Origin of the sequence: Pseudomonas mandelii (assembly GCF_900106065.1) — a bacterium.
GTDB classification, from domain to species: domain Bacteria; phylum Pseudomonadota; class Gammaproteobacteria; order Pseudomonadales; family Pseudomonadaceae; genus Aquipseudomonas; species Aquipseudomonas mandelii.
Genome location: NZ_LT629796.1, coordinates 3,733,942 through 3,759,578 on the forward strand (window position 1 = coordinate 3,733,942; position 25,637 = coordinate 3,759,578).

The window sequence follows — 25,637 nt, forward strand, 5'->3', positions numbered from 1 at the left end:
GAGGGCTTTTTAACAGAGCGTTCTAAAAAGCTTAGGCATTATCCGGGAAGGACGGAGGGTGGGGCCTGATATGAAAATCCCACAGTCGCGCCAGGCACGACTGTGGGATCGATTTAGCGCAGAAACTTACTTGATGCGCTGACCCGGCTTGGCGCCGCTATCGGGGCTGAGCAGGTAGATTTCTTCTCCACCAGGGCCGGCTGCCATCACCATGCCTTCGGAGATGCCGAACTTCATTTTCCGTGGCTTGAGGTTGGCGATCATCATGGTCAGACGGCCATTGAGCTTGGACGGATCCGGGTAAGCGCTCTTGATCCCGGAGAACACGTTGCGTTGCTCGTCACCGATGTCCAGGGTCAGGCGCAGCAGCTTGTCGGCACCTTCCACGTGTTCAGCCTTGACGATCAAGGCAACGCGCAGGTCGATCGCGGCGAAGGCGTCGAAATCGATTTCGGGCGACAGCGGATCCTTGGCCAGTTCGCCATTGCCGGCAGGCGCGGCATTGCCGGTGTCGGTTGCGCTGGCGGTCAGGTCTTCTTTCGAGGCGTCGCTCATGGCTTGGACTTTTACCGGGTCGATACGGGTCATCAACGGCTTGAACTCGTTCAGTTGATGGTTGCTGAGCAAGGTCGCGTGGTCATTCCAGGTCAGCGGCGCGACGTTGAGGAACGCCTCGGCGTCGGCGGCCAGCAGCGGCAGCACCGGTTTGAGGAAGATCACCAGTTGGCGGAACAGGTTCACGCCCAGGGCGCAGATGGCCTGGACTTCGTCCTGCTTGCCTTCCTGTTTGTTCAGTGACCACGGTGCCTTGTCGGCGATCCAGGCGTTGGCACGGTCGGCCAGGCCCATGATCTCGCGCATGGCACGGGCGAAGTCGCGCGCCTCGTAGGCCTCGGCAATGCTTGGCGCTGCGGCCAGGAACGCTTCGGTCAGTTCCGGTGCGGCGTTGCCGGCCACCAGCACACCGCCGTTACCCTTGTGGATAAACCCGGCGCAACGGCTGGCGATGTTGACGACTTTGCCGACCAGATCGGAGTTGACCTTCTGCACGAAGTCTTCGAGGTTCAAGTCCAGGTCATCGACGCCACGGCTCAGCTTCGCCGCGTAGTAGTAGCGCAGGTATTCCGGCGACAGGTGGTCCAGGTAAGTCCGGGCTTTGATAAAAGTGCCGCGGGACTTGGACATTTTCTGACCATTGACGGTCAGGTAGCCGTGCACGTTGATGCCGGTCGGCTTGCGGAAACCGGCGCCTTCGAGCATCGCTGGCCAGAACAGGGCGTGGAAGTTGACGATGTCCTTGCCGATGAAGTGGTACAGCTCGGCGGTGGAGTCCTTGCCCCAGAACGCGTCGAAATCCAGTTCCGGACGGCGGGCGCACAGGTTCTTGAAGCTGGCCATATAGCCGATCGGCGCGTCCAGCCAGACGTAGAAGTATTTGCCTGGCTCGTCGGGGATCTCGAAGCCAAAGTACGGCGCATCGCGGGAGATGTCCCACTGTTGCAGGCCGGCATCCAGCCATTCGGCGATCTTGTTCGCCACGGCTTCTTGCAGGGTGCCGCTGCGGGTCCAGGCTTGCAGCATTTCCTGGAAGTCCGGCAGCTTGAAGAAGAAGTGCTGGGAATCCTTGAGCACCGGAGTGGCACCAGAGATCGCCGACTTCGGATCCTTCAGGTCGGTGGGTGCGTAGGTTGCACCGCATTTTTCGCAGTTGTCGCCGTACTGGTCTTCAGTGCCGCATTTCGGGCAGCTGCCCTTGATGAAGCGGTCGGCCAGGAACATTTTCTTTTCCGGGTCGAAGTACTGAGTGATCGAGCGCTGGGCGATGTGCCCGGCGTCGCGCAGCTTCAGGTAGATCTGGCTCGACAGCTCACGGTTTTCTTCGGCGTGAGTGGAGTGGAAGTTGTCGAAGTCCACCAGGAACTCGGCAAAGTCGGCGCTGTGTTCAGCCTGGACGTTGGCGATCAGTTGTTCCGGGGTGATGCCTTCCTTTTCCGCGCGCAGCATGATGGCCGAACCATGGGCGTCGTCGGCGCAGACATAAATGCATTGGTTGCCGCGGTGCTTCTGGAAGCGCACCCACATATCGGTCTGGATGTATTCCAGCATGTGGCCAAGATGGATCGAACCATTGGCATAGGGCAGGGCGCTGGTGACGAGGATCTTGCGTGGCTCGGACATGGGGCTCGGCTACTTGATGAAACGGAGGTCGGCCACTATAAAGCGCTGGCGCATATTTTTCACCCCGTCAGCCTGTTTCCGGTTGCATCGAATGCCCAAACCTTTGCACCGGCAGTATGAGCGTGAAAATGCTTCTGTGGCGAGGGAGCTTGCTCCCGCTGGCTGGCGAAGCCGCCCCAAACCCTCCAACCCGTTTTCGGCGCAAGGAGTGCGTCTGCCTGATTGCGACTGCTTCGCAGCCGAGCGGGAGCAAGCTCCCTCGCCACAAATGTATGTCCGGCGTAGGATACCCCCCTGATTTTCCAGTCTTGCTATCGGAGTTGCCCATGAGCGCCGTCAATCGCGCAGCGGTGGAAGCCGTCCTTCGCCAATACACCGACCCTTATCTGAACCAGGACCCGGTCAGCGCCGGGTGTGTGCGCAGCATCGACATCCAGGGCGATCGCGTCAGCGTGCAACTGGAACTGGGCTACGCCGCCGGTCTGTTCAAGAGTGGCTGGTCGCAAATGTTGCAAATGGCGATCGAAGGCCTCGACGGCGTGACGAGCGCGCGCGTTGACATCACCAGCGTGATCGCCGCGCACAAGGCCCAGGCGCAAATCCCGGGCCTGGCCAACGTCAAGAACGTGGTCGCCGTGGCGTCGGGCAAGGGCGGCGTGGGCAAGTCCACCACCGCCGCCAACCTCGCGCTGGCCCTGGCCCGTGAAGGCGCCAAGGTCGGGATTCTCGACGCGGACATCTACGGTCCGAGCCAGGGCATCATGTTTGGCATCCCCGAAGGCACCCGACCGAAGGTCAAGGATCAGAAATGGTTCGTGCCGATTGAATCCCATGGCGTTGAAGTGATGTCGATGGCGTTCCTGACCGACGACAACACGCCGATGGTCTGGCGTGGGCCGATGGTTTCCGGCGCATTGTTGCAACTGGTCACGCAAACCGCCTGGGGCGATCTGGATTACCTGGTCATCGACATGCCACCAGGCACCGGTGATATCCAGCTGACTCTGGCGCAGAAAGTCCCGGTGGCTGGCGCGGTGATCGTTACCACGCCGCAAGATCTGGCATTGCTGGACGCACGCAAGGGCGTGGAGATGTTCCGCAAGGTCAACATCCCGGTGCTCGGTGTGGTGGAAAACATGGCCGTGCACATCTGCTCCAACTGCGGGCATGCCGAGCATCTGTTTGGTGAGGGCGGAGGGGTGAAGCTGGCCAACCAGTATGGCGTCGAACTGCTGGCGTCGTTGCCGCTGGCAATGGCTATCCGCGAACAGGCCGATGGCGGCAAGCCTACGGTGATCGCCGAACCTGACAGCCCGATTGCCCTGGTGTACCAGGAACTCGCCCGCCACGTCGGCGCGCGAATTGTGTTGCAGGAAGCGGTGTCGCCGGCGATGCCGAACATCACCATCAGCGACGATTGATGGCCTGAAACACAACTAACTGTGGGAGCTAGCCTGCTAGCGATAGCGGATTCACATTCAACAAATAAGTTGGCTGAACCCGCTCAATCGCTAGCAGGCTAGCGCCCACATTGATCTATGAGGCCTTAGATCCGCAGCCCGCCATCCATTTCCAGAATCCGGCCGGTGTAGTAGTCGTTCTCGAAAATGTACGCCGCCGAATGGGCGATCTCTTCCGGTTTGCCCATGCGCTTGAGCGGAATCCCGGCCGTCATCTTCTCCAGCGCTTCAGGCTTCATGCCCAACGTCATCTCGGTTTCGATAAAGCCCGGTGCAATGCCAGCCACGCGAATGCCATAACGCGCCAGTTCCTTGGCCCAGGTCACAGTTGCCGCGGCCACGCCAGCCTTGGCGGCGGAGTAGTTGGTCTGGCCGACGTTGCCGGCGCGGGAGATCGAGGAGATATTGATGATCGCGCCGCTGTTGTTCAGCTCGACCATTTTTGCCGCGACTTCACGGGTGCACAGGAACACGCCGGTCAGGTTGACGTCGATGACCGCCTGCCATTGGGCCAGGCTCATCTTGGTCATTTCGCCATCCTTGACCTTCAGCAGCAGGCCGTCGCGCAGGATGCCGGCGTTGTTGATCAATCCATGAATCGCGCCGAAATCTTCGGCCACCTGGGCGACCATGTGCGTCACTTGCTCTTCGTTGGCAACGTTGCACAGGTATGCCCGAGCTTCTGCGCCCTTGGCTTTGCACGCCGCGACGGTGTCGTCGAGCTTTTCCTGGTTCAGGTCCACCAGCGCCAGCTTCGCGCCTTTACCCGCGAAATACTCGGCCATGGAACGGCCTAAACCCTGGCAACCGCCAGTGATAATGATTACTTTGTCAGTGAGTTGCATTCGCATGCCCCAATAGCAGGTTCAGAGTGGTTTCCTTCCTAGAGGGCCTCTCGATCTGCACCTGATGTGGCCTGGTTGCACATGAGAACTGCCCCGATGGCGTACTGGAACTTATCCCCAGGCGCCTGTCCGTTTTTTCGACGGATTCTATATAAGGAGTCATAAATTGAGCGTTGAAGCGGCCAAGAATGCCCGAGAATTGCTTCTCAAGGAATACCGCGGGGTGCTGTCGACGCACTCCAAGTCGATGCCCGGTTTCCCGTTTGGCTCCGTGGTTCCGTATTGCCTGGACGAGCAGGGCCGGCCGCTGATCCTTATCAGCCGCATCGCCCAGCACACCCATAACCTGCAGAAAGATCCGAAATGCTCGCTTTTTGTGGGCGAACGTGAGGCCGACGATGTGCAAGCCGTTGGTCGCCTGACTTATCTCGCCGAAGCAGAAAAGCTCGAAGACGAGGCCGCGATCGAAGCGGCGGCCGAGCGTTACTACCGCTATTTCCCGGAGTCGCAGAGCTACCACAAGGCCCACGATTTCGATTTCTGGGTGCTCAAGCCTGTACGTCACCGTTACATCGGCGGTTTCGGTGCGATTCACTGGGTCGACCAACTGACCCTGGCCAATCCGTTCGCCGGCAAAGCCGAACTGAGCATGGTCGAGCACATGAACGCCGATCACGCCAAAGCCATCGCCCACTACGTCGATTTGGCGGGGCTGCCGAAAACCGAGCCGGCGCAACTGGCGGGTATCGACAGCGAAGGCATGCACCTACGCATTGGCCAGGCCCTGTACTGGCTGCCGTTCCAGGCAACTTGTAATACGCCGACACAAGTGCGCGAAGCCTTGGTTTTCCTGGCTCACGCCGAGCATTGGCCGAAAAATGAAGTGGCTGACGCTTGAATTCACGAAACGGCGACGTCATCTAGGGAAGACTGGCAAGGCATTCTTGCGTTGAGGAACCATTTGATGCGCCCTTTTTTATTGCTCTTTGTACTGTTTCCGGTGTTGGAGCTGTTCGTATTCGTCAAGGTCAGCGGGGCCATCGGGTTTTTCCCGGCCCTGCTGCTGATCATTCTCGGCTCGATGCTCGGCGTGTTCGTGCTGCGCATCGCCGGTCTGGCCACTGCGTTGCGTGCGCGTGAAAGCCTGAACCGCGGCGAGTTGCCGGCCCAGACCATGCTTGAAGGCTTGATGCTGGCCCTGGCGGGCGGTCTGTTGATTCTGCCGGGCTTCGTCACGGACGTGCTGGGTCTGATCATGCTGCTGCCGATCTCCCGTCGACTGCTGGCCAATAAAATGCGCCAGCGCGCTGAAGAGGCAGCGATCCGCCAGCGGGCGTTTGCCGATGATCTTCAACCACGTGGCGGTCCTGCTCCGCAGCAGCCGCTGGGCCGCGAGCCGAACGTAATCGAAGGCGAGTTCGAACACCGCGATTCCAAGTAAAGCGTTTCAGCTGCACGGCACCTTCGGGTGCCGTGTTCGTTTTCGGGGCATTGATGCAAAAAAATTTCGATCCCCGCCCTTGTAATAAGCTTATGCGCCCTTATGTAACGGTCACCGCAAGGTTTCTGGCGATCACGCCAGACAGACTTCCGCGGTTCGCTTGACGAACCGCACCCGGCACCGCCGGATTTGTTAAACCCGCCGGGAATACACCGGCCGATGAAAACCACAATTAGGAGAGATCGACAATGAAGCTTCGTCCTCTGCATGACCGCGTCGTCGTCCGTCGCAGCGAAGAAGAAAAGAAAACCGCTGGCGGTATCGTCCTGCCAGGTTCGGCTGCTGAAAAGCCAAACCAGGGCGAAGTCCTCGCTGTAGGCCCGGGCAAAGTCCTGGACAACGGTGAAGTGCGTGCGCTGTCCGTGAAAGTGGGTGACAAGGTTGTGTTCGGCCCTTACTCCGGCAGCAACACTGTGAAAGTTGACGGCGAAGACCTGCTGGTCATCGGCGAGAGCGAAATCCTCGCTGTTGTCGAAGGCTGATTCCCCGCTCATTTTCCCGTTACTACAAAGTATTTAAGGAATATCGATCATGGCTGCTAAAGAAGTTAAATTCGGCGATTCCGCCCGCAAGAAAATGCTCGCCGGTGTCAACGTCCTGGCTGACGCAGTAAAAGCGACCCTGGGCCCTAAAGGCCGTAACGTGATCATCGAGAAGAGCTTCGGCGCTCCGACCATCACCAAGGACGGCGTGTCCGTTGCCAAAGAAATCGAGCTGAAAGATCGCTTCGAAAACATGGGCGCGCAGCTGGTCAAAGACGTTGCCTCCCGTGCCAACGATGACGCAGGCGACGGCACCACCACCGCTACCGTTCTGGCTCAGTCTATCGTCAACGAAGGCCTGAAAGCCGTCGCTGCCGGCATGAACCCGATGGACCTGAAACGCGGCATCGACAAAGCGACCATCGCTATCGTCAAAGAGCTGAAAGCCCTGTCCAAGCCTTGCGCTGACACCAAGGCCATCGCTCAGGTCGGCACCATCTCGGCCAACTCCGACAGCTCCATCGGCGACATCATTGCCGAAGCCATGGAAAAAGTCGGTAAAGAAGGCGTGATCACCGTTGAAGAAGGCTCGGGCCTGGAAAACGAACTGTCGGTTGTTGAAGGCATGCAGTTCGACCGTGGCTACCTGTCCCCGTACTTCGTCAACAAGCCAGAGACCATGACTGCCGAGCTGGACGGTCCGCTGATCCTGCTGGTCGACAAAAAGATCTCCAACATCCGCGAAATGCTGCCAGTCCTGGAAGCCGTTGCCAAAGCCGGCCGTCCACTGCTGATCGTGGCCGAAGACGTTGAAGGCGAAGCCCTGGCGACTCTGGTTGTGAACAACATGCGTGGCATTGTCAAAGTTGCAGCCGTCAAGGCTCCAGGCTTCGGCGACCGTCGCAAGGCCATGCTGCAGGACATCGCTGTTCTGACTGGCGGTACCGTTATCTCCGAAGAGATCGGCCTGAGCCTGGAAAGCACTACCCTGGAACACCTGGGTAATGCCAAGCGCGTGATCCTGTCCAAAGAAAACACCACCGTGATCGACGGCGCCGGCGTTGAAGCTGACATCCAGGCTCGCGTTCTGCAGATCCGTCAGCAAGTGGCTGACACTTCGTCCGACTACGACCGTGAAAAACTGCAAGAGCGTCTGGCCAAGCTGTCCGGCGGCGTTGCAGTGATCAAGGTTGGCGCTGGTTCCGAAGTTGAAATGAAAGAGAAGAAAGCCCGCGTTGAAGACGCCCTGCACGCTACCCGTGCAGCCGTTGAAGAAGGCGTGGTACCTGGCGGCGGCGTGGCACTGGTTCGCGCTCTGCAGGCAATCTCCGAGCTCAAAGGCGACAACGATGACCAGAACGTTGGCATCCAGTTGCTGCGTCGCGCTGTAGAAGCGCCACTGCGCCAGATCGTTGCCAACTCCGGCGACGAGCCAAGCGTTGTGGTCGACAAGGTCAAGCAAGGTTCGGGTAACTACGGTTACAACGCTGCGACCGGCGAATACGGCGACATGATCGAAATGGGTATCCTGGACCCGGCTAAAGTGACTCGTTCGGCTCTGCAAGCGGCTTCGTCGATTGCCAGCCTGATGATCACTACCGAAGCCATGATCGCCGAGATCAAGGAAGACGGCCCAGCGGGTGGCGGCATGCCAGACATGGGCGGTATGGGTGGCATGGGCGGCATGATGTAAGCCAGCCTTACCCCGTACATGAAAACCCCGCCGGTGATGAACCGGCGGGGTTTTTTATTGCCCGGCATAAAGTTGTGTGGTTTTTAAGGGCTTCTTCGCGGGCAAGCCTCGCTCCTACAGGTCCAGCGAAATCCCTGTAGGAGCGAGGCTTGCCCGCGAAGGCGTCAGTTCATACGCTAACCGGTTGTGCTTCGGACGCTTTCTCAGCCTTGGACGCCGGTCGATACAGGATGTAGTAGTAAGACCCCAGACAGATCAGCCAGCAGAAAATCGCCGTCCACACGTTATGCGAAAAGAAGTGCGCCCCCTGCATCATCCGGCTCACCGAAAACACCGTCCCCAGTGCAAACGCAAACACAAAGGCCTGGCGCGCCAGACGCGGGCGACGGTCACGCAACACAAAAAACAGCGCGAACAAGGTAAACCCCGTCGCCGCATGACCCCCAGGCCAGCAACGCCCAGGCTTGTCGGTTTGCGGACGCGGGCTGAGCAGTTCGCTGTAGGTTTCGTGGCCGCCGAATTGCTCGAGGCTCCACGGGCATTGCACAGCCGTCACCGCTTTCACTGGGGTCACGAACGAGGTCGCCAGCGCCAGCGACATCACCAGGCAACCCAGTTCGCGTTTGAACGGCTTGAGCCTGGCGATGAAAAACGAGCCGATAAAGCCGATGATCGCAAACACCGAAAAGGCGATGACCAATTGCTTGGCTCGGTCATGCAGGATGTCTTCAAGGAAGTAACTGTGGCGTCCGATGAATTCCCCGGCGACCGGGTCGTAGAACAGTTTGGCCAGGTTCATGTCCAGAGACGTCAGCTCAAGCAGCACCAAACTGATCGCTGTGATAGCGGGCACACCCAGACACACCCAAAAGTTGAGCGGTCTGGAAGCGGGGCGGGCAGCGGTCGAAGCCATGGCAGTTCCTTGGTCGGTGAAGGGGTATGAAGTGCGCATCCGCGCGGAGTCTGAGCCCGGCGCTGTCATTGGCGTGTGAATCGATAGTGAAAAACTTGTTAAGCCTTCATCGGTTTTTCTATCGGATTGACAACTGCACGCAGTCCTAGCCCTGAGCCACACTTGGCCTTAAGCTGCGCGGGCCATGACGGCCGTTACTGTGTGCGGAGGAGGTGCCCATGCGAATTCTATTGGTTGAAGACAACCGCGATATCCTGGCCAATCTGGCCGATTACCTGGGGCTCAAAGGCTACACCGTGGATTGCGCGCAGGACGGTTTGTCAGGCCTGCACCTGGCGGCCACCGAGCACTATGACTTGATCGTGCTCGACATCATGCTGCCCGGCATTGACGGCTATACGCTGTGCAAACGCCTGCGCGAAGACGCCCGCCGCGACACGCCGGTGATCATGCTCACCGCGCGCGATCAGCTGGATGACCGGCTGCAAGGCTTCAAGTCCGGTGCCGATGACTACCTGATCAAACCGTTCGCCCTGTCCGAACTGGCGGCGCGTATCGAAGCGGTCATGCGTCGTGCCCAGGGTGGCGGTCGACGCGCCTTGCAGGTGGGTGATCTGAGCTACGACCTCGATACCCTGGAGGTGACCCGCGAAGGTCGCCTGCTCAAGCTCAACCCGGTCGGCCTCAAGTTGCTGGCCGTGCTGATGCAGAAAAGCCCGCATGTTCTGCGCCGCGAAATTCTCGAAGAAGCCCTCTGGGGTGATGACTGCCCGGACAGCGACAGCCTGCGCAGCCACGTCCATCAACTGCGCCAGGTGATCGACAAGCCCTTCGCCAAGCCCTTGCTGCAAACCGTGCACGGTGTGGGTTATCGCTTGGCCGAGAGTCGCGATGGAGTTTAAGCAGAGCCTCGCTCAACGGATCATCATCGCCTTTGCGCTGATGAGTGCATTGGTGGCAGGCGCCTTCGCCATGGGCATTGTGGCGACCGTGCACCTGGTGGAAGAAAAGTTGATTTCAGCCGGGCTGGGTGGCGATCTTCAACGGCTCCTGCTGATGGACAGCGTCTCTGACTGGAGCCATCGCCCCGAGCCGGACCAGCTGTTCTATTTCAGCGGTGGGCCGGGGGACTTCGAGTTGCCCAAGGATTTACGGCATCTGGAGCCCGGTTTCCACGAGGTCTTTCGCGAGCAGCTGTCGTATCACGCGATGGTTGAAGTGGTCGATGGCCGGCATTACGTACTGCTGCAGGATCAAAGCGATTTCGAAGAGCGTGAGCGAGTGCTGTTTGCCGTGGTGCTGGTGGGCTTCGTACTGAGCCTGGCGCTGGCAGTCTTTCTCGGTTGGGTCCTGGCGCGCAAAGTGATGGCGCCGGTGGTGCGACTCGCCCGCCAGGTGCGTCATCGCGATCAATTGCTGGGGCTGGCGCCACCCTTGGCACCCGATTATGCCGCTGACGAAGTGGGCGAGCTCGCGGTTGCCTTCGACGCCACCCTTGGTCGGCTGCGCCAGGCATTGACCCGTGAGCGATTGTTTACCAGTGACGTCAGCCACGAACTGCGCACGCCTTTGATGGTACTTGCCAGTTCCTGTGAGCTGCTGTTGGAAAACCCCGGTATCGACCAGCGCGGTCATGCGCAGGTCGAGCGAATTGCCCGCGCGTGCGCCGAGATGCGCGAGCTGGTGCAAACGTTCCTGATGTTGGCCCGGGCCCAGCGAGAAGACGCGAGCATGTCGCCGCAGCAGACGTTGAGCCAGGTCGCCGACGGGCTGCTCAACCAGTGGCGCGAGCCGATTGAAGCCAAGGGGCTGAGCCTGATCTTCGAACCGGGTAATCCACTGGACACCTGTTACAACGCAACCCTCTTGCACGCCGTCATGGGCAACCTGTTGCGTAACGCGCTGCATTACACCGAGCGCGGGTTCATCCGTTTGACCCTCACGGCCACAGGTTTCACGGTCGAGGACAGCGGTGTGGGCATTCCCGAGGAAAAACGCGAGGCAATGTTCGAACCTTTCGTTCGCGGCAGTGAAAAGCGCGGCGAAGGCCTGGGACTGGGGTTATCGCTGGTGCAGCGGATTTGCGAGAACCAGGGCTGGAGCGTCAGCTTGACCAATATGGAACCTAATGGCTGTCGTTTTCAGGTGCAATTGAGCCAAAGCTAGCGGTTGCTTGAGCAGTCGGGGCTCCGAGCCATGGTGGTCAACTTGAAAAATCTTGTAATGATTCAACATTTCCTTAACAATTTTTTCACAAAGGTATGACCTGACACCGACACTACGCTACCTAAGGTGGGCGTCATCAGAAGTTCAGGAGACCTTAATGATGGACGGCCCGATCAAACTCGATTTTTCCGAGAAGTACGACGATCAACATGCACAAAGGTATTTGCAGAAGCACCAGGATGGTCTTGGTCGTAAGCTATCCCACTGGCGTGACGTGCAGTTGGCGCGAAAGGCGCTGAAGCTGGTCGGTGAGCCAGGGCTGGTCCTCGATTTGCCGTGCGGGGCAGGGCGTTTTTGGCCAATGCTGGCGGAGAAAGCCAATCGAGCGATCATCGGGGCCGACAACTCCGAGTCAATGTTGAAGATTGCAACCCAGGCGCAACCGGCTGACGTGGTGAAACGGGTACAACCCTTGCACACTTCCGCATTCGACATTGCTTTGCCCGACAACGCTGTCGACAGCATTTTCTGCATGCGTTTGCTGCATCACATCGGTGAAGCCGAGCATCGACTGGCCATTCTGCGCGAATTTGAACGAGTCACGCGTGACAGCGTGATCCTTTCGTTGTGGGTGGACGGCAATTTCAAGGCCTGGAAACGCAAGCGCTCAGAGAAACGGCGTGGGCAGGAAGGTTACCAAAACCGGTTTGTGTTACCGGCGGCCACGGTAGAAAAAGAGTTTGAACAAGCGGGGTTCCGTATTCAGGAACGATTGGACTTTTTACCGCTCTATGCCATGTGGCGAGTTTACGTATTACGCAAGAGGTAACAGGATGGCAGTGCAATGTGCAGCAGAGACGGACGTCGCCTCTCAGGACCGCTTCGACTATTTCTGGAATCAGCGCGGTGAATGGGTAGAAGAACCTAACGTCCGTCGCGGTGGAGAAAGTGGCGTGCAGCGGGTCATGGGCAACGATGGTCAGCTGCTCTACGCCAAGCGACAGACCGGGCATATCTATCGCAGCTGGTTGCACCCCTTCGGTCGTCCGACCGTGTTGCGCGAGCGTGATGCGCTCATTGGCCTGCGCGCGCTTGGGGTGGGAGTTCCGGAAATCGTTTTCTGCGGCGCACAGCGCGACCCCGTGCACAAATGGCGCGCATTGCTGGTGACCAAGTCGCTGGACGGCTTCGAGGAAATCGAACACTGGTACGCCGGCGGCGGTCGCGAGCGTCACGGCGAGGCGGTGCATGACCGAGTCTTGAAGGACCTGGCCGAAAACCTGGCCCGCATGCACAAGGGCCGTTGGCAGCACAGTTGCATTTACATCAAGCACGTATTCGTACGGGTGACCGGTGAAGGCGAGTCGGCCAAGGTCGAAATCGCCTTGATCGACCTGGAGAAATGCCGGCAGCGCTTGACCGCCTATCGGGCGGCGGCTCACGACATGAAGCAGCTGCGTCGCCACTCGTCGTTCAGCACGGCGGACTGGCGCAAACTCGTCTACTTTTATGAGACGGCGTTTGGCAGCGCTATCAAAGGTTTATAGCAATGAAACTAGAAATTGCACGAGGTGTGTTTCTGATAGGAGCCTTGGCAGTTGCTTCATTGGCGGTGGCGGCGTGGGAGCAGCCCCGCACGCAAGTTCTCAGTTCAGTGAACGGTGACGCGCACTGTCCGTTGCCACGGGTTGCCAAGGCATCTGTGGCATCTCAACCCGATCATGATTTATTGCTGTTCATGTTCGGACTTTCTCAAGGAATGAGGCCGCAGAGTTGAACAGATTGAAGCCAAAATAAAAGGCCTCGCCAATGCGAGGCCTTTTTTTGTGCCGAATTTCAAGCCGTGCATGGCCCAAGGTGGGATGGAGCCTGCTCGCGATGACGGCGGCATAGTCAACATTGAGGTGCCTGACACACCGCCATCGCGAGCAGGCTCGCTCCCACATGGATTATCAGTGTTCTTTTGCGTCGGGTTTGGCCAGCAGGGTGTAGATGCACGGCAACACGAACAGCGTAAATAACGTGCCGATCGACATTCCGGTTGCGATCACCATGCCGATATCAAACCGGCTGACCGCGCCCGCGCCCGTGGCGATGATCAATGGCACCATGCCGAATACCATCGCCGCCGTGGTCATCAACACCGGGCGCAGCCGGATTGCAGCAGCTTCTTCCACAGCTTCGCGAGGTGTCAGGCCTTTCTCTCTGCGCAGCTGGTTGGCGAACTCGACGATCAGGATCCCGTGCTTGGTGATCAGGCCGATCAAGGTCACCAGGCCCACTTGGGTATAAATGTTCATGCTCGACCAACCCAGGAACAGTGGAATCAACGCGCCACAGATCGACAGCGGCACTGTCACCAGAATCACCAGCGGGTCACGGAAGCTCTCGAACTGGGCCGCGAGGACCAGGAAAATGATCGCCAGCGCCAGGGCGAAGGTCACCCACAGCGCGCTGCCTTCCTGGACATATTGGCGCGAGGCGCCGGCGTAATCCATGGCAAAACCGGCCGGCGCTTCTTCCAGCGTAATCTGGCGCACGACATCGATGGCTTCGCCCATGCTGACCAGCGGCACACCTGACAGGATGGCCGAGTTGAGCTGCTGGAACTGGTTCAACTGCCGTGGACGCGCCCGATCGCTGACGGTGATCAGGGTCGACAGGGCCAGCAGTTGGCCTTGGTTGTTTTTCACGTAGTAGTTGTTCAACCAGTCCGGGTTGTCGCGGAACGGTCGTTCGACCTGAGCGATGACCTTGTAGCTACGACCCTCAATGGTGAAGCGGTTGATTTCCGCCTGTCCCAGCAATGTGGCCAGTGTTCCGCCCAGGTCCTGCATGGACACGCCCATCTGCGCGGCCTTGGCGCGATCGATGTCCACGACGACTTCGGGTTTGTCGAAGGCCAGGTCGACATCGACAAAGGCGAACTTGCCGGACTCCATCGCCCGTTTTTTCACCCGGTCCATCACTTGCAGCAGCGCTTCGTAATCGTTGGCCGTGTTGATGACGAACTGAAACGGCAACCCTTCACCCGTGCCGGGCAACGAGGGCAGGTTGAAGCCGAAGACCTGCAGTCCGGCAATGCCCTCCAGTTTGCGCTGGACCTCGGGCAGGATGGCCATCTGCGTGCGGTCGCGTTCATTCCACGGTTTGAGCAGGAAACCGCCAATCCCCGATTGCACGCCGTTGAATCCATTGATCTGGAACGAAGAGTAGTACTCGGGAAACTCCTTGAAGATCGTGATGAATTCGTCAGTGTAAGTGTTCAGGTAATCGAGGTTGGCCGGTTGCGGGGCGTTGGCCAGCATGAAAATGATGCCCTGATCTTCGTCGGGCGCCAGTTCCGACTTGGTGAACTTGAGCAGCACCGGAATCAGGCACAGCACAATCACCGCAAACACCAGGACCACCGGCCGGGTGTTGAGGGTGCCGTGGAGCATGCTTTGGTATCGGCGCTTGAGGCCTTCAAAAATCAGGTCCAGGCGGTGCGCGAGGCCGCTGGGATTTTCGTCGTGGCGCAGGAGCAAGGCACACATCATCGGCGACAGGGTCAACGCGACCACGCCGGAAATCACCACCGCACCGGCCAGCGTCAGGGCGAACTCCTTGAACAGCGCCCCCGTGAGACCGGTCAGAAAACCGATGGGCGCATAGACAGCCGCCAGGGTGATGGTCATCGAGACCACCGGCATGGCGATTTCCCGGGCGCCTTCGATGGCCGCATCCAGTGGCTTCTTGCCTTCCTCGATGTGTCGGTGAATGTTCTCCACCACCACAATGGCATCGTCCACCACCAACCCGATCGCCAGCACCATCGCCAGCAGTGTCAGCAGGTTGATCGAGTAGCCCATCATCTGCATGAAGAACATCACGCCGATCATCGACAGCGGAATGGTGACCACCGGGATCACCACCGAACGCAGCGCCCCGAGAAACAGAAACACCACCACGATCACGATCAGCACGGCTTCGAAGAGGGTTTTCACCACTTCATCGATTGAGGCCTGGATGAACAGCGTGGCGTCGTAGGCGATTTCCCCCTTGAGGTTCGGCGGCAACTGGGCTTCCAGCTCCGGCATGATCTTGCGCACTTCCTTGATCACGTCCAGCGGGTTGGCGCCCGGCGTGGCCTTGATGCCGATGTACACCGAAGGAGTGCCACCGAACGAACTGATCGAGTCGTAGTTTTCCGCGCCCATCTCGACCCGCGCCACATCGCTGAGCAGCACCCGGCTGTCACCCTCGACCTTGAGCGGAATCGCAGCGAACGCTTCAGCGGACTTGAGTTCGGTGTTGGCATTGATGCTGGTGACGACGTACTCGCCTTTCACTTCACCGGCCGCAGAGAGGAAGTTGTACTGGCGCACCGCGTTGGTCACGTCGCTGGCGGCCAGGCCGAAACCGGCCAGCTTCACCGGGTCCAGCCACAGGCGCATGGCGAACACCTGGTTGCCGAGAATCTCGGCTTCGGCCATGCCCGGCAGAGTCGCCAGTTTTGGCTGGATGACCCGCGACAGGTAATCGGTAATCTGCGGGTTGCTCAGCTCCTTGCTGAAGAAACTGATGTACATGAGGGCCGAGGCGTCGGCGGCTTCCTTGCTCAGCACCGGGTCTTCGGCGTCCTGGGGCAGCCGGTTCTTCACCTCGTTGGCCTTGGCCAGCAGCTCGGTGAACAGGCGGTCGCTGTTGGAGCCGATGCGCGCGTAGATCGAGATCACCGAGAAGTTCTGGCGACTGACCGAGGTCATGTAGTCGATGCCCTCGGCGCTGGCCAGGCTTTGCTGCATCGGTTGGGTGATGTAGCCCTGGATGGTTTCGGCGTTGGCCCCGGGGTACGCCGTGGTGACCGTGATCAGGGCGTTTTCCATTTGCGGGTATTGGCGCAGCGGCAGCTTGCTCCAGGCCTGGAAGCCCAGCAGCACAATCAACAGGCTGACCACGGTGGCGAGCACCGGGCGGCGGATGAACGGATCGGTAAAAGCCATGAGGATTCCTTGATCAGTCAGTACGTGGCTGACTGTTCTTATCGGTCAGGGTCTTGTCGTCGCTGATGGCAATGTGTGCGCCGTTGTCCAGTTTGATCTGACCGGCCGTGACCACTTTTTCGCCGTTCTGCAAGCCTTTGGTAATCACCACCAGCCCGTCGCGACGCTCGCCGGTTTCGATGAAACGCCGTTCGGCGATCAGGATCGGCTGGCCCTTGTCGTCTTTTTCGAGGCTGCCGTCTTCGGCTTTTTTCTGCGCGACGACGTAGAGCGAGTTGCCGTACAGCGTGTACGTGATCGCGCTTTGCGGCACGACGATGCGCGGCTGCGGGTCGGGCAGCATCACCTGCAGGCTGGCGTACATGCCCGGCAGCAGATTGCCGTCGGGGTTGGCCAGCGTCGCGCGGACCTGAACATTGCGGGTGCTGTTTTCGACTTTCGGGTTGATCGCGCTGATGATGCCGGGGAAGGTCTGTGTCGGGTAGGCCGAGACAATGATCTGCACCGACTGGCCGACGCCGATCTTCGGCACCGACTGCTCGGGCACGAAAAAGTCGACGTATAGGCTGCTGAGATCTTGCAGGGTGGCGATCATGGTGCCGCTGGCGAGATAGTCACCGATGTCCACCTGACGAATACCGATGGTCCCGCTGAACGGCGCGAGCAGCCGTTTTTTGGCCAGCGCCGCCTTGAGCTGATTCACCGTGGCCCGGCTCTTTTTCAATATCGCCGAGAGCCGGTCAAACTCGCCTTTGGAAATGGCCTGGCTGCCGACCAATTGGCTGCCGCGACCGTAATCGAGCTGCGCCAACCCCAGGTCGGCTTGAGCGGTTTCGAGCAGGGCGGTTTCTACCACGCTATCAAGCAGAAGCAGCGGTTGGCCGGCCTTGACCTTCTGGCCTGACTCGAACTGCAAATCGATGACGGTGCCGTCGGTCTCCAGGCTCAGGTCCACGCCTTGCAGCGCCTTGAGGGTGCCGACGCTTGGCAGGCGAGCTTGCCACGGACGTTCCACGGCAGTGGTCGCGGCGACACTGATCGGCGGTTTCGGCGCGGAAAAGCCTTGAATCATCGTGTAGATGGAGAAGGCTTTATAACCGGCCAGGATCAGCACGATCAGCAGAACAACACCCAACATGATCAGCATGCGGCGACGCAGCATATTTCCACTTCCTTGGAGAAAATCAGGTGAGACAGTGGGGCACATTATCTGAGTCGCAGGGTGATTCCAACTGGAAGAAATTACAGGCGAGGCCTTCGAGCGCCTGTCACTCAAGGGGACTAACGAACGATGAATAACCTGTGGCGAGGGAGCTTGCTCCCGCTGGACTGCGCAGCAGTCCCATTTTGGGGCCGCTTCGCAGCCCAGCGGGAGCAAGCTCCCTCGCCACAGGAAACGGGCTCAGATGAGGTGAAGGTGGTTATCCCAAAGCCCCGCCGGAAGCTCCAATGGTTTTGCAACCAGCGTTGTCTGACGGCAATCGTAATACCGGCAGCGGCCCTGACCCGAGGTCACGACAAACCCGTCGGCCACGGCGCCAACCCCGGCGCAATCGGGAAGCGGCGCATCCAGGCGCACTTCACCGCTGTCCAGGTCCCAGATGAAAAAGCGGTTGCCGCGCGGCGCAGTCAACGCGACCAATCGCAAGTCACTGTGGACCGCCACGCTGGCGGTGTAATGCCCCATCGCCTGCAACTGATGTTCAGGCACCGCAAACGCCACGAACGGTTGGCCCGGACGCTTGATCGCCAGCAACTCTGAGGACTCGTGGGACGGCCCCATGAATTGCTGGCCGGCGACGATGGTGCCATCGCTGGCGATCCCCAGGTGACGCACGCTATTCATTTGCTGGGCGAGGGTTTCCTTGCTCAGCAGGGTGCCGTCGCGTTGCATCAATACCAGGCTCGGCTCCATGGCGTTGAGGTTCATCTCGACCCGGCTTTCAGCCTCGGTGCGAATGCCGCCGTTGGCCACCACCAGCGTCTCGCCGTCTGGCATCCACGACACCTGATGGGGGCCGATGCCATGGGTGGAAATCTCGCCGCTGTGCACCAGCCGTTCACCTTCGAACTTATACACCCCCAACAGTCCGCGACCCGGATCGGAGGTGTCGTTTTCGGTGGCGTACAGCCAGTCGCCGCTCTTGTGAATCACCGCGTGCCCGTAGAAGTGCCGGTTGGGCAGCGAGGCCACGGTTTGCAGCAGCGCGCCGTCGCGCAGGTCGATCAGATAGCTTTCGGTGCCCGGACGTCGTGCGACGAACAGCGCAATCGACAGCGTCGGGTGGTTGATGATGTCGTGGCAACGCTGCCCGACCTGGGTGGCGAACACCCGGGTGCCGTCCAGCCGATAACCGACGGCGTAATGCTTGCCGTCGCCATCGTCCCGCGCCGAAAGCAGCAGCGGGCTCTTGTCCTTTTGTTTGAACAGCGTCCAGCCGCCCAGTGTCACTGCTCCCAGCAGCAAACTACCTAAAGTCAGAGCCTGACGTCGCAGCATGGCACTTGCCCTCATCAGTCACCGTCGTTGGCGTTGAAGCCCAGTTGGATGCCCAGCGCCTTGGCCAGTTCGCCTTCGTGCAGGCGATGGACGACGTTGAGGCTGTCGTAGAGATCGTTGAGTTGCTGGCGGCCGGCATCGTCGTTGAGCATCTCGGTCAGCGAACGCTGGTTGCTGGCGAACAGTTTCAGGGACGCGGCGTAAGCGGCGTCGATCTTGTCGGCCAACGGTTTTTGCTCACTCGGCAACAGGCCGCGCAGGCCTTTGTTGTCGACGCCTTCCCACACGGTTTTGGCGGCGGCGAGACTGGCTTCAAGGCCGGCCAGGGACGACTGGCTGCGCCAGGCATCGGCTTGGAACGGTTGCGGCACGCCCTTGCTCTGGCGGCCCATCGGCGTACCGAGTTTTTTCTTCAAGGTGTCGAGGGCGGTGACCTGGACGCGCAGCAGGTCGGCGATGGCTTCGTGGGAGTCGGCGTAGCGCTGGTTCGGGAACTTGCTCATCTGCGCGAGCATGCCGTCGGTGTTATTCCAGCTTTGCAGAATCTCTTCGGCCAGCAGTTTCTGACGCTCGCCAATCGCCTTCAACAGTGGGCAGTACTTGGCTTTTTGCGCGTCGTTGGCCACGTCCGGCTTGCTGTCGAACAGGATGTATTCATAGGCCGAGAGGCCTTGAACCACGACGCTGGATTTGGCCAGGGCGGCGGCATCGATCTGCGGCTGCGCGGTGACCAATTGCTCGACCTGACGGCCGACCAGGTTTTTCTTGTCCGGCCAGAACTGCACCTGCCAGGCGCGATTGCCTTCGGCCAGCGGCCCGATCAGCAGCGGTTGCAGCTCGGCCCAGGCTTTCTGCGCGTGCAGGAAGTCGGCGCGGGCGGTGTCGAGGTTTTCCTTGCCTTCGCAGTAGGCGAGGGCGCTGACGGCCAATTGGCGGTCGGCTTCAACCCAGCGGGTGTACGTTGGCAGGATCACCGATTTGGCGATGGCGGCCGAGGTGACGGCTTGCGGGTCCTGTGGCGAGCAAGCGCCGAGGGCGAGTGCTGCGAGGCTGGTGAACAACAATTTGGGACGGAACATGTCGGGCTCCCGCTATGGAATACGTATTAAAGGGAATTCAAAAACGCCAGCAACGCAGCGCGCTGCTCGGCATTGAAAGACAAAACCTGTTGCTGGGCCGCTTTCGCTTCGCCGCCATGCCAGAGCACAGCTTCGAGCAGATTGCGCGCGCGGCCGTCATGCAAGAACTGGGTGTGGCCACTGACCGCTTGTGTCAGGCCGATGCCCCACAACGGCGGGGTGCGCCAGTCGCGGCCACTGGCCTGGAATTCGCTGCGGTTGTCGGCCAGGCCGTCGCCCATGTCGTGCAGCAGCAGATCGCTGTAAGGGCGAATCACTTGATTGGCCAGTTCAGGTTCGGCGGCGTTGGCGGCGGTGGTGTATTTCGGTGTGTGACAGGACTGGCATCCGGCCTGGAAAAACAGGTTCTTGCCGGCCAGCACTTCAGGTGCATTGACGTCGCGACGAGCCGGTACAGCCAGGTTGCGGCTGTAGAACAGCACCAGGCGCAGGATGTTATCGCTGACTTCCGGCTCGCCATTCGGGCCGTTGCCGGTCGGCGCCTGTTTGCAGGCTGTTTGCGCCTCGGTGCAGTCGTCGAAGGGGCGCAGGCTGGTGGTCAGGCCCATGTCACCGGAGAACGCGTGAACGTTCTGCTGATTGAGGTTCGGTTGCCCGGCCTTCCAGCCAAAGCGGCCGAGAACGGTCTTCTGTTGCACGTCGTCCCAGACCCGGTTCGGTCGCCCGGCGATGCCGTTTTTGTCCTTGGCCTGAGCCTCGACGTTGGCCAGGATCGCTTCGTCGGGGATGGCTTCGAGCAAGCCCAGGCCAATCATCGGCGGGGCAACGCGTGCCGAGAAACGGGTGTCGGGGTGCATCGGGCCGTAACCCAGTTGAGTGATGTTCAGGCTGGGCTTGCGCAACTCGATTTCGGTGCCGTCCTTGAAGCGGACCGGAACGGGGGTGTAATCGACCCGCACTTTGCCCTCCGGGGTCACGCCGGGTATGGCCATGTCCTGGAACTGGCCGCCGTAGACCGGCTCCGGGACCACGCCGAGCTGCTCGATGACGTTGGCATAGGCCGGTGCATTCGGGATCGACAGGCGCACCAGCATCGATACCGCGTTCGCCGCATCGGGCGTCGGCGGATGACCGCGACCGTCCTTGATGTGACAGCCCTGACAGGCGTTGGTATTGAACAGCGGACCGAGGCCGTCCCGGGCGGTGGTGGTCGAAGGGGCGATCACCCAAGGGTTGCGGAAGAAACTGTTGCCGACGCTGAAATCCACGCGCCGTGACGGCGACAGGTTCGCGGAGGGCAGGGAGAACGCATTTTGATCGGTCTTGCGCACAGTCGCCGCGCCACCGGACCGGGCTTCACCGGGTTCGGCCTTGGTAAAACGCGGGGCGTCATCGCAGGCACTCAGGCCCAGGGCCAGAAACAGTGCGGACAAGCGAAGAAGCAGCGAGGGCATCAGACATCCTGCAAGACGAGCAAAACAAGGGCGCAAAGTCTAACAGGGCAAGGGAGTTTGAATAAGAGGAATTATCGTTTGGTTGATGTGGGGCAGGTTTTCACAGGGGACCGAGGCGCCGCCATCGCAATCAGCCTCGCTCCCACGGGTTCGGCGCAGACCCTGTAGGAGCGAGGCTTGCCCGCGAAGGCGGTATTGAATTCAACATGGAGGGTGACTGACACGGCGCCTTCGCAAGCAGCCTCGCTCCCACGGGTTCAGCGCAGCCCCTGTAGGAGCGAGGCTTGCCCGCGAAGTCGGTATTGAATTCAACATGGAGGGTGACTGACACGGCGCCTTCGCAAGCAGGCTCGCTCCCACGGGTCCAGCGCAGACCCTGTAGGAGCGAGGCTTGCCCGCGAAGGCGGTATTGAATTCAACATGGATGGTACTGACACGGCGCCATCACAAGCAGGCTCACTCCCACGGGTTCAGCGCAGCCCCTGTAGGAGCGAGGCTTGCCCGCGAAGGCGGTATTGAATTCAACATGGATGGTACTGACACGGCGCCTTCGCGAGCAGGCTCGCTCCCACAGGTTCAGCGCAGACCCTGTAGGAGCGAGGCTTGCCCGCGAAGGCGGTATTGAATTCAACATTGATGGTGACTGACACGGCGCCATCACAAGCAGGCTCGCTCCTACAGTGGTCAGTGTCAGGCAGGCATGAAAAAGGCGACCCGAAGGTCGCCTCTTTAGTCACTCAGCCAGCGTTGATCAGAATTCGTGATCAGCGTTGTCCGGGTTCAGGTCGCTGATACCCAGTTTGCCAGCGGCGGCTTCGATCGAACCGGTCTGCTTGACCAGGGCGGCGATGGCGTCGCGCACGATCTGGTTGCCAGCGGTGTTACCGGCGGCGATCAGCTGGTCGTAGTGCTCACCCTTGTTGGCGTGATCGACGATGACCTGCATCTTGGCTTCGGTTGCAGCCAGGTCGGCTTTCAGCGCGGTGTCGGCAGCCGGGTCGGCTTTGGCCACCAGGGACGACAGGCTGGCGCCGGTCATTTTGGTGCCGTCTGCGCGAGTGTATTCGCCCAGGTACACGTTGCGGATACCCTTGGCATCGTAGAACTGCGAGTTATGGGTGTTGTCGCTGAAGCAATCGTGTTCGTCTTCAGGGGAGTTGGCTTCCAGGGAAACCTTCATGCGCTCGCCCGCCAGTTCGCCCAGGGACAGGCTGCCCATGCCGAACAGCATTTTGCGCAGGCCCGAATCAACCGGTTCCGCTTCCAGGGTGGCGCGGTAGTTGTCGGCCACGTTCGGCTTCCAGTTACCGACCATTTCTTCCAGGTCGCTGACCAGCAGCTGGGTCACGGACTTCAGGTAAGCGCGGCGACGATCGTTGTGACCGCCGGTGGCGCCTTTGCCTTCCAGGTAGTCGGAGGCTGGACGGTTGCCGGCGCCAGGGCCGGTGCCGTTCAGGTCCTGGCCCCAAAGCAGGAATTCGATAGCGTGGTAGCCGGTGGCGACGTTGGCCTCCGAACCGCCCAGTTCGTTCAGGCTGGCGAGTTTTTCCGGGGTGATGTCTTTGACGTCGATCTTGTCTTCGCCGACCTGCACCTGAGTGTTGGCGATGATGTTGGCTGTGGCGCCCGGGTTACCCAGTGCGTGCTCGTAGGATTTGTCGACGTAGTCGATCAGGCCTTCGTCCAGTGGCCAGGCGTTCACCTGACCTTCCCAATCGTCGATGATGGTGTTGCCGAAGCGGAACACTTCGCTCTGCAGGTAAGGAACGCGGGCAGCCACCCAGGCAGCCTTGGCGGCTTTCAGGGTGTCGGCGTTCGGCTTGGCGAGGAAGGCGTCGACGGCGGTTTGCAGGGTTTTCGCGGTGGATTCGGCATCGCTGTAAACGGCGTAGACGATGTCGGCGTAGTGCGCGACAACGGCTTTGGCGGCGGCTTCGTCGACTTTGCTGGTAGCGGCCGGGGCGGCAGCTGGAGCCGCAGCGGTGCTGGCGGCCGGCGTCGGCGTAGCGGCGTTCTTGTCTTTGCCTTCGCCACAACCGGCGAGGGAAATAGCGATGGCCAACAGACTGGCGGTAGCCAGAGGCATACGAATCATGGCGAACATCCTGCTTCGAGAGGGGGGTATGGCGCAGCGGGTGCGCAAAACTGCGACATAATGCAAATCTTTCGCATTATCTGTAAAGGGTTGTAGCTGGAAATATTTCTTATTCGTACAAGCGTTGTGTCGTGGATCAAAAAACATCGCAGCCCCGTTTCACTCGACAGCGGCTACAAGCACACGGACCCGTAGCAGCTGTTGAGTGGAACGAGGCTGCGATTGTTTGATCTCTACAAAATGGCTGCGTTACTGCGCTGCGCCTGTTTCAGGTAGGCGCTCAATTCCCGTGCCGGCAGCGGTTTGCTGTAGTGGTAGCCCTGACCTTCGTGGCAGCCTTCGGAGATGATGTAGGCCTCTTGCTCGGCGGTTTCCACGCCTTCGGCAATCACCTGCATGCCCAGGCTCTTGCCCAGCTGGATGATCGCCCGAACGATGGTGGCATCGTCGTCGTCATCGAGCAGGTCCTGCACGAAGCTCTTGTCGATCTTGATCTTGTCCAGCGGCAGGCTTTTCAGGTAGCTCAAGGACGAATAACCCGTGCCGAAATCGTCGATCGCAATCAATGCGCCGGAGCGGCGCAGGCTCAACAGATGCTGGGCGGCGGTGCTGATGTCTTCCATCAGGCCGGTTTCGGTGACTTCCAGCTCCAGGCTGCGAGGGGGAAGGCGGTACATCTGCAGCAGGTTGTTGACCACTCGCGGCAATTCGGCGTGGTGCAGTTGCACGGTCGACAGGTTCACCGCCATGCGCAGATCCGGGAAACCCTGATCGTGCCATTCGCGCAATTGCTTGCAGGCTTGATCCAGTACCCATTCGCCAATGGCGATGATGGTGCCGTTCTGCTCGGCGAGCGGGATGAACAGGTCCGGCGGCACCAGACCGTGTTCGGGATGCTGCCAGCGAATCAGTGCCTCGACACCCACCACCCGGTGATCGCGGTAGCTGATCTGCGGTTGGTAGACGAGGTAGAACTGGTCCCGCCGCAGGGCGTCACGCAGGTCTTTTTCCAGTTCCCGACGGCGACGCATCTCGGTGTCGACGCTGGCGATGTAAAACTGATAACGGTTGCGCGAGCGGGTTTTCGCCAGCGTCATGGTCTGCTCGGCTTTTTGCAGCAGTTTCTCGGTGCTGTCGCCATCCTCGGGAAACAGGGTGATGCCGATGGTCGCGCGCAGGCGGATTTCCTGATGATCGAGGGCAAACGCCGCTTCCAGATCATCGAGAATGCTTTGCGCCAGTTCGGCGGCTTCGTAAGGTTGTTCGATATCGGCCTGGACCAGGGCGAACTGGTCACCACCGAGACGAGCGAGGGCGCCGAGGCGACCGCTGTGAGCGCGCAGACGATCGGCCAGGGCCAGCAGCAATTGGTCGCCGGTCTGATAGCTGAACTGTTCGTTGATGCCTTTGAAGTCGTCCAGGCCCACCACCAGCACCGCAACCCGACGTTGCAACTTGCCGGCGTCGACCAGGATTTTGTCCAGTTGTTGCTGCAATTGCTGACGGTTCGGCAGACCGGTTAGGAAGTCGTACTGGGCCATGCGCAGCAGGCTGTTTTCCGCTTCGTGGCGCAGGTGGGTGTTGCGTTCGATGGATTCGAGCAACTGGTTGGCGGTGTTGATCCAGATCCCCAGTTCGTTCTTTTCGTGACCCTTGAGCAGTGGGATCTTGTGTTCGCTGGGGCGGTCCGGATTGATTTCGGTCAGGTGTTCGATGATGCGCGACAGAGGTTTGGTCAGCAGCCAGTGGTAGACCAGGTACAACACCAGGCCCATGGCGAGGGCGCGCAATACGCCGGAAATGAAGATGATCACCGAGTTGACGATGAAACCCTGCCCGTAGGTGGCGGTGTCGAGGGTGATGCTCAGATCGCCGTAATACTCGCTGTAGGGGCCGCGGCCGACCAGTTGGGTGGTGAAGGTGCGTTCCTTGCCGAGAATGAGATCGGTCAGCCAGCGGCTGTTTGAATGGTGCAACTCACGAGATTTTTGCGCGAGCATGGCTTCGTTGGGATGGCCGATGGAGGCCTGGCGCACGGCTTCGTCCTGGAACAGGCCTTCGATGACCTGCATGCCCATTTCCCGATCCAGGCTGTAGACGGCCTGGGTGGAGGGGTCGCGGAACATGTCGAGGATGCGTTGTGCATCGTTGGCCACGGCCTGGCGTGTTTTATAGGCATCGAAAACGATCTGCGCGCAGCTCAAGACTACGCCGACGATCAATGCCGACAGGAGCACGACCCGGAGCAACTTCACCGACAAGCTGTTCTTGAGTTCCAGCTTCAAA

General features: G+C 60.0%; 20 protein-coding genes. 10 read left to right on the plus strand and 10 right to left on the minus strand.

Features of this window, described 5'->3' with window-relative positions:
* Nucleotides 1-126: 126 nt before the first annotated feature.
* Nucleotides 127-2,178: a methionine--tRNA ligase gene (metG, locus tag BLU63_RS17230; RefSeq protein WP_083375855.1), complete on the minus strand. Its 2,052-nt coding sequence runs from the start codon at nt 2,176-2,178 to the stop codon at nt 127-129.
* 326 nt (nt 2,179-2,504) lie between these two features.
* On the opposite strand from metG, the gene apbC reads away from it, so the two are divergent.
* Nucleotides 2,505-3,599, plus strand: a complete 1,095-nt coding sequence (gene apbC / locus BLU63_RS17235) for an iron-sulfur cluster carrier protein ApbC (RefSeq protein WP_010457651.1) — start codon at nt 2,505-2,507, stop codon at nt 3,597-3,599.
* Nucleotides 3,600-3,724: 125 nt separating this feature from the next.
* On the opposite strand, the gene BLU63_RS17240 is transcribed toward apbC, so the two are convergent.
* Nucleotides 3,725-4,483: an SDR family oxidoreductase gene (locus BLU63_RS17240; protein ID WP_083375856.1), complete on the minus strand. Its 759-nt coding sequence runs from the start codon at nt 4,481-4,483 to the stop codon at nt 3,725-3,727.
* A gap of 166 nt (nt 4,484-4,649) precedes the next feature.
* On the opposite strand from BLU63_RS17240, the gene BLU63_RS17245 reads away from it, so the two are divergent.
* From BLU63_RS17245 to groL, 4 genes are all read left to right on the plus strand, one after another.
* Nucleotides 4,650-5,381: a HugZ family pyridoxamine 5'-phosphate oxidase gene (locus tag BLU63_RS17245; RefSeq protein WP_010457648.1), complete on the plus strand. Its 732-nt coding sequence runs from the start codon at nt 4,650-4,652 to the stop codon at nt 5,379-5,381.
* A 66-nt stretch (nt 5,382-5,447) separates the two neighbouring features.
* Nucleotides 5,448-5,924, plus strand: coding sequence for an FxsA family protein (locus tag BLU63_RS17250; protein ID WP_010457646.1), 477 nt, complete (start codon nt 5,448-5,450; stop codon nt 5,922-5,924).
* Nucleotides 5,925-6,172: 248 nt separating this feature from the next.
* Nucleotides 6,173-6,466: a co-chaperone GroES gene (locus tag BLU63_RS17255; protein WP_007948593.1), complete on the plus strand. Its 294-nt coding sequence runs from the start codon at nt 6,173-6,175 to the stop codon at nt 6,464-6,466.
* 49 nt (nt 6,467-6,515) lie between these two features.
* Nucleotides 6,516-8,159 (plus strand): chaperonin GroEL, encoded by a 1,644-nt coding sequence (groL, locus tag BLU63_RS17260; RefSeq protein WP_008155543.1) that lies wholly within the window; start codon nt 6,516-6,518, stop codon nt 8,157-8,159.
* Nucleotides 8,160-8,328: 169 nt separating this feature from the next.
* Here the strand turns inward: groL and BLU63_RS17265 are convergent, their stop codons facing one another.
* Nucleotides 8,329-9,072, minus strand: a complete 744-nt coding sequence (locus tag BLU63_RS17265) for a phosphatase PAP2 family protein (protein ID WP_083375857.1) — start codon at nt 9,070-9,072, stop codon at nt 8,329-8,331.
* A 218-nt stretch (nt 9,073-9,290) separates the two neighbouring features.
* Here BLU63_RS17265 and colR point away from each other — a divergent pair, with 218 nt between their 5' ends.
* The 5 genes from colR (at nt 9,291) to BLU63_RS17290 (ending at nt 13,015) form a co-directional block, all read left to right on the plus strand.
* Nucleotides 9,291-9,974: a two-component system response regulator ColR gene (colR, locus tag BLU63_RS17270; protein ID WP_010457636.1), complete on the plus strand. Its 684-nt coding sequence runs from the start codon at nt 9,291-9,293 to the stop codon at nt 9,972-9,974.
* The gene (locus tag BLU63_RS17275) at nt 9,964-11,238 is read left to right on the plus strand and encodes a sensor histidine kinase (RefSeq protein ID WP_083375858.1); all 1,275 of its coding nucleotides are present in this window, start codon (nt 9,964-9,966) and stop codon (nt 11,236-11,238) included. The genes colR and BLU63_RS17275 overlap by 11 nt, the downstream gene beginning before the upstream one ends.
* Nucleotides 11,239-11,398: 160 nt before the next feature.
* Nucleotides 11,399-12,067 (plus strand): class I SAM-dependent methyltransferase, encoded by a 669-nt coding sequence (locus BLU63_RS17280; protein ID WP_077749907.1) that lies wholly within the window; start codon nt 11,399-11,401, stop codon nt 12,065-12,067.
* 4 nt (nt 12,068-12,071) lie between these two features.
* Nucleotides 12,072-12,785, plus strand: a complete 714-nt coding sequence (locus tag BLU63_RS17285; RefSeq protein WP_077749883.1) for a lipopolysaccharide kinase InaA family protein — start codon at nt 12,072-12,074, stop codon at nt 12,783-12,785.
* A 2-nt stretch (nt 12,786-12,787) separates the two neighbouring features.
* Nucleotides 12,788-13,015, plus strand: a complete 228-nt coding sequence (locus BLU63_RS17290; protein WP_077749882.1) for a hypothetical protein — start codon at nt 12,788-12,790, stop codon at nt 13,013-13,015.
* Nucleotides 13,016-13,190: 175 nt separating this feature from the next.
* On the opposite strand, the gene BLU63_RS17295 is transcribed toward BLU63_RS17290, so the two are convergent.
* The 7 genes from BLU63_RS17295 to BLU63_RS17325 form a co-directional block, all read right to left on the minus strand.
* A complete protein-coding gene (locus BLU63_RS17295; RefSeq protein ID WP_083375859.1) occupies nt 13,191-16,223 on the minus strand; it encodes a multidrug efflux RND transporter permease subunit in 3,033 nt (1,010 codons plus the stop codon).
* A 13-nt stretch (nt 16,224-16,236) separates the two neighbouring features.
* The gene (locus tag BLU63_RS17300) at nt 16,237-17,385 is read right to left on the minus strand and encodes an efflux RND transporter periplasmic adaptor subunit (RefSeq protein WP_083375860.1); all 1,149 of its coding nucleotides are present in this window, start codon (nt 17,383-17,385) and stop codon (nt 16,237-16,239) included.
* A 240-nt stretch (nt 17,386-17,625) separates the two neighbouring features.
* On the minus strand, nt 17,626-18,723 hold the full coding sequence (locus BLU63_RS17305; protein ID WP_083375861.1) for a DUF1513 domain-containing protein: 1,098 nt from the start codon (nt 18,721-18,723) through the stop codon (nt 17,626-17,628).
* Between the two features lie 14 nt (nt 18,724-18,737).
* A complete protein-coding gene (locus tag BLU63_RS17310; RefSeq protein WP_010457623.1) occupies nt 18,738-19,802 on the minus strand; it encodes an imelysin family protein in 1,065 nt (354 codons plus the stop codon).
* 26 nt (nt 19,803-19,828) lie between these two features.
* On the minus strand, nt 19,829-21,256 hold the full coding sequence (locus tag BLU63_RS17315; RefSeq protein ID WP_083375862.1) for a di-heme oxidoreductase family protein: 1,428 nt from the start codon (nt 21,254-21,256) through the stop codon (nt 19,829-19,831).
* Between the two features lie 751 nt (nt 21,257-22,007).
* Nucleotides 22,008-23,351, minus strand: coding sequence for an imelysin family protein (locus BLU63_RS17320; protein WP_010457619.1), 1,344 nt, complete (start codon nt 23,349-23,351; stop codon nt 22,008-22,010).
* A gap of 233 nt (nt 23,352-23,584) precedes the next feature.
* Nucleotides 23,585-25,636, minus strand: a complete 2,052-nt coding sequence (locus tag BLU63_RS17325) for a putative bifunctional diguanylate cyclase/phosphodiesterase (RefSeq protein ID WP_010457618.1) — start codon at nt 25,634-25,636, stop codon at nt 23,585-23,587.
* Between the last annotated feature and the right edge of the window lies 1 nt (nt 25,637).

Excerpts from the sequence above, each read along its gene's own strand:
- metG (WP_083375855.1), bottom strand. The coding sequence starts at position 2,178 with ATGTCCGAGCCACGCAAGATCCTCGTCACCAGCGCCCTGCCCTATGCC.
- apbC (WP_010457651.1), top strand. The coding sequence starts at position 2,505 with ATGAGCGCCGTCAATCGCGCAGCGGTGGAAGCCGTCCTTCGCCAATAC.
- BLU63_RS17240 (WP_083375856.1), bottom strand. The coding sequence starts at position 4,483 with ATGCAACTCACTGACAAAGTAATCATTATCACTGGCGGTTGCCAGGGT.
- BLU63_RS17250 (WP_010457646.1), top strand. The coding sequence starts at position 5,448 with ATGCGCCCTTTTTTATTGCTCTTTGTACTGTTTCCGGTGTTGGAGCTG.
- BLU63_RS17255 (WP_007948593.1), top strand. The coding sequence starts at position 6,173 with ATGAAGCTTCGTCCTCTGCATGACCGCGTCGTCGTCCGTCGCAGCGAA.
- groL (WP_008155543.1), top strand. The coding sequence starts at position 6,516 with ATGGCTGCTAAAGAAGTTAAATTCGGCGATTCCGCCCGCAAGAAAATG.
- BLU63_RS17265 (WP_083375857.1), bottom strand. The coding sequence starts at position 9,072 with ATGGCTTCGACCGCTGCCCGCCCCGCTTCCAGACCGCTCAACTTTTGG.
- colR (WP_010457636.1), top strand. The coding sequence starts at position 9,291 with ATGCGAATTCTATTGGTTGAAGACAACCGCGATATCCTGGCCAATCTG.
- BLU63_RS17275 (WP_083375858.1), top strand. The coding sequence starts at position 9,964 with ATGGAGTTTAAGCAGAGCCTCGCTCAACGGATCATCATCGCCTTTGCG.
- BLU63_RS17280 (WP_077749907.1), top strand. The coding sequence starts at position 11,399 with ATGGACGGCCCGATCAAACTCGATTTTTCCGAGAAGTACGACGATCAA.
- BLU63_RS17285 (WP_077749883.1), top strand. The coding sequence starts at position 12,072 with ATGGCAGTGCAATGTGCAGCAGAGACGGACGTCGCCTCTCAGGACCGC.
- BLU63_RS17290 (WP_077749882.1), top strand. The coding sequence starts at position 12,788 with ATGAAACTAGAAATTGCACGAGGTGTGTTTCTGATAGGAGCCTTGGCA.
- BLU63_RS17295 (WP_083375859.1), bottom strand. The coding sequence starts at position 16,223 with ATGGCTTTTACCGATCCGTTCATCCGCCGCCCGGTGCTCGCCACCGTG.
- BLU63_RS17300 (WP_083375860.1), bottom strand. The coding sequence starts at position 17,385 with ATGCTGCGTCGCCGCATGCTGATCATGTTGGGTGTTGTTCTGCTGATC.
- BLU63_RS17305 (WP_083375861.1), bottom strand. The coding sequence starts at position 18,723 with ATGCTGCGACGTCAGGCTCTGACTTTAGGTAGTTTGCTGCTGGGAGCA.
- BLU63_RS17310 (WP_010457623.1), bottom strand. The coding sequence starts at position 19,802 with ATGTTCCGTCCCAAATTGTTGTTCACCAGCCTCGCAGCACTCGCCCTC.
- BLU63_RS17315 (WP_083375862.1), bottom strand. The coding sequence starts at position 21,256 with ATGCCCTCGCTGCTTCTTCGCTTGTCCGCACTGTTTCTGGCCCTGGGC.
- BLU63_RS17320 (WP_010457619.1), bottom strand. The coding sequence starts at position 23,351 with ATGATTCGTATGCCTCTGGCTACCGCCAGTCTGTTGGCCATCGCTATT.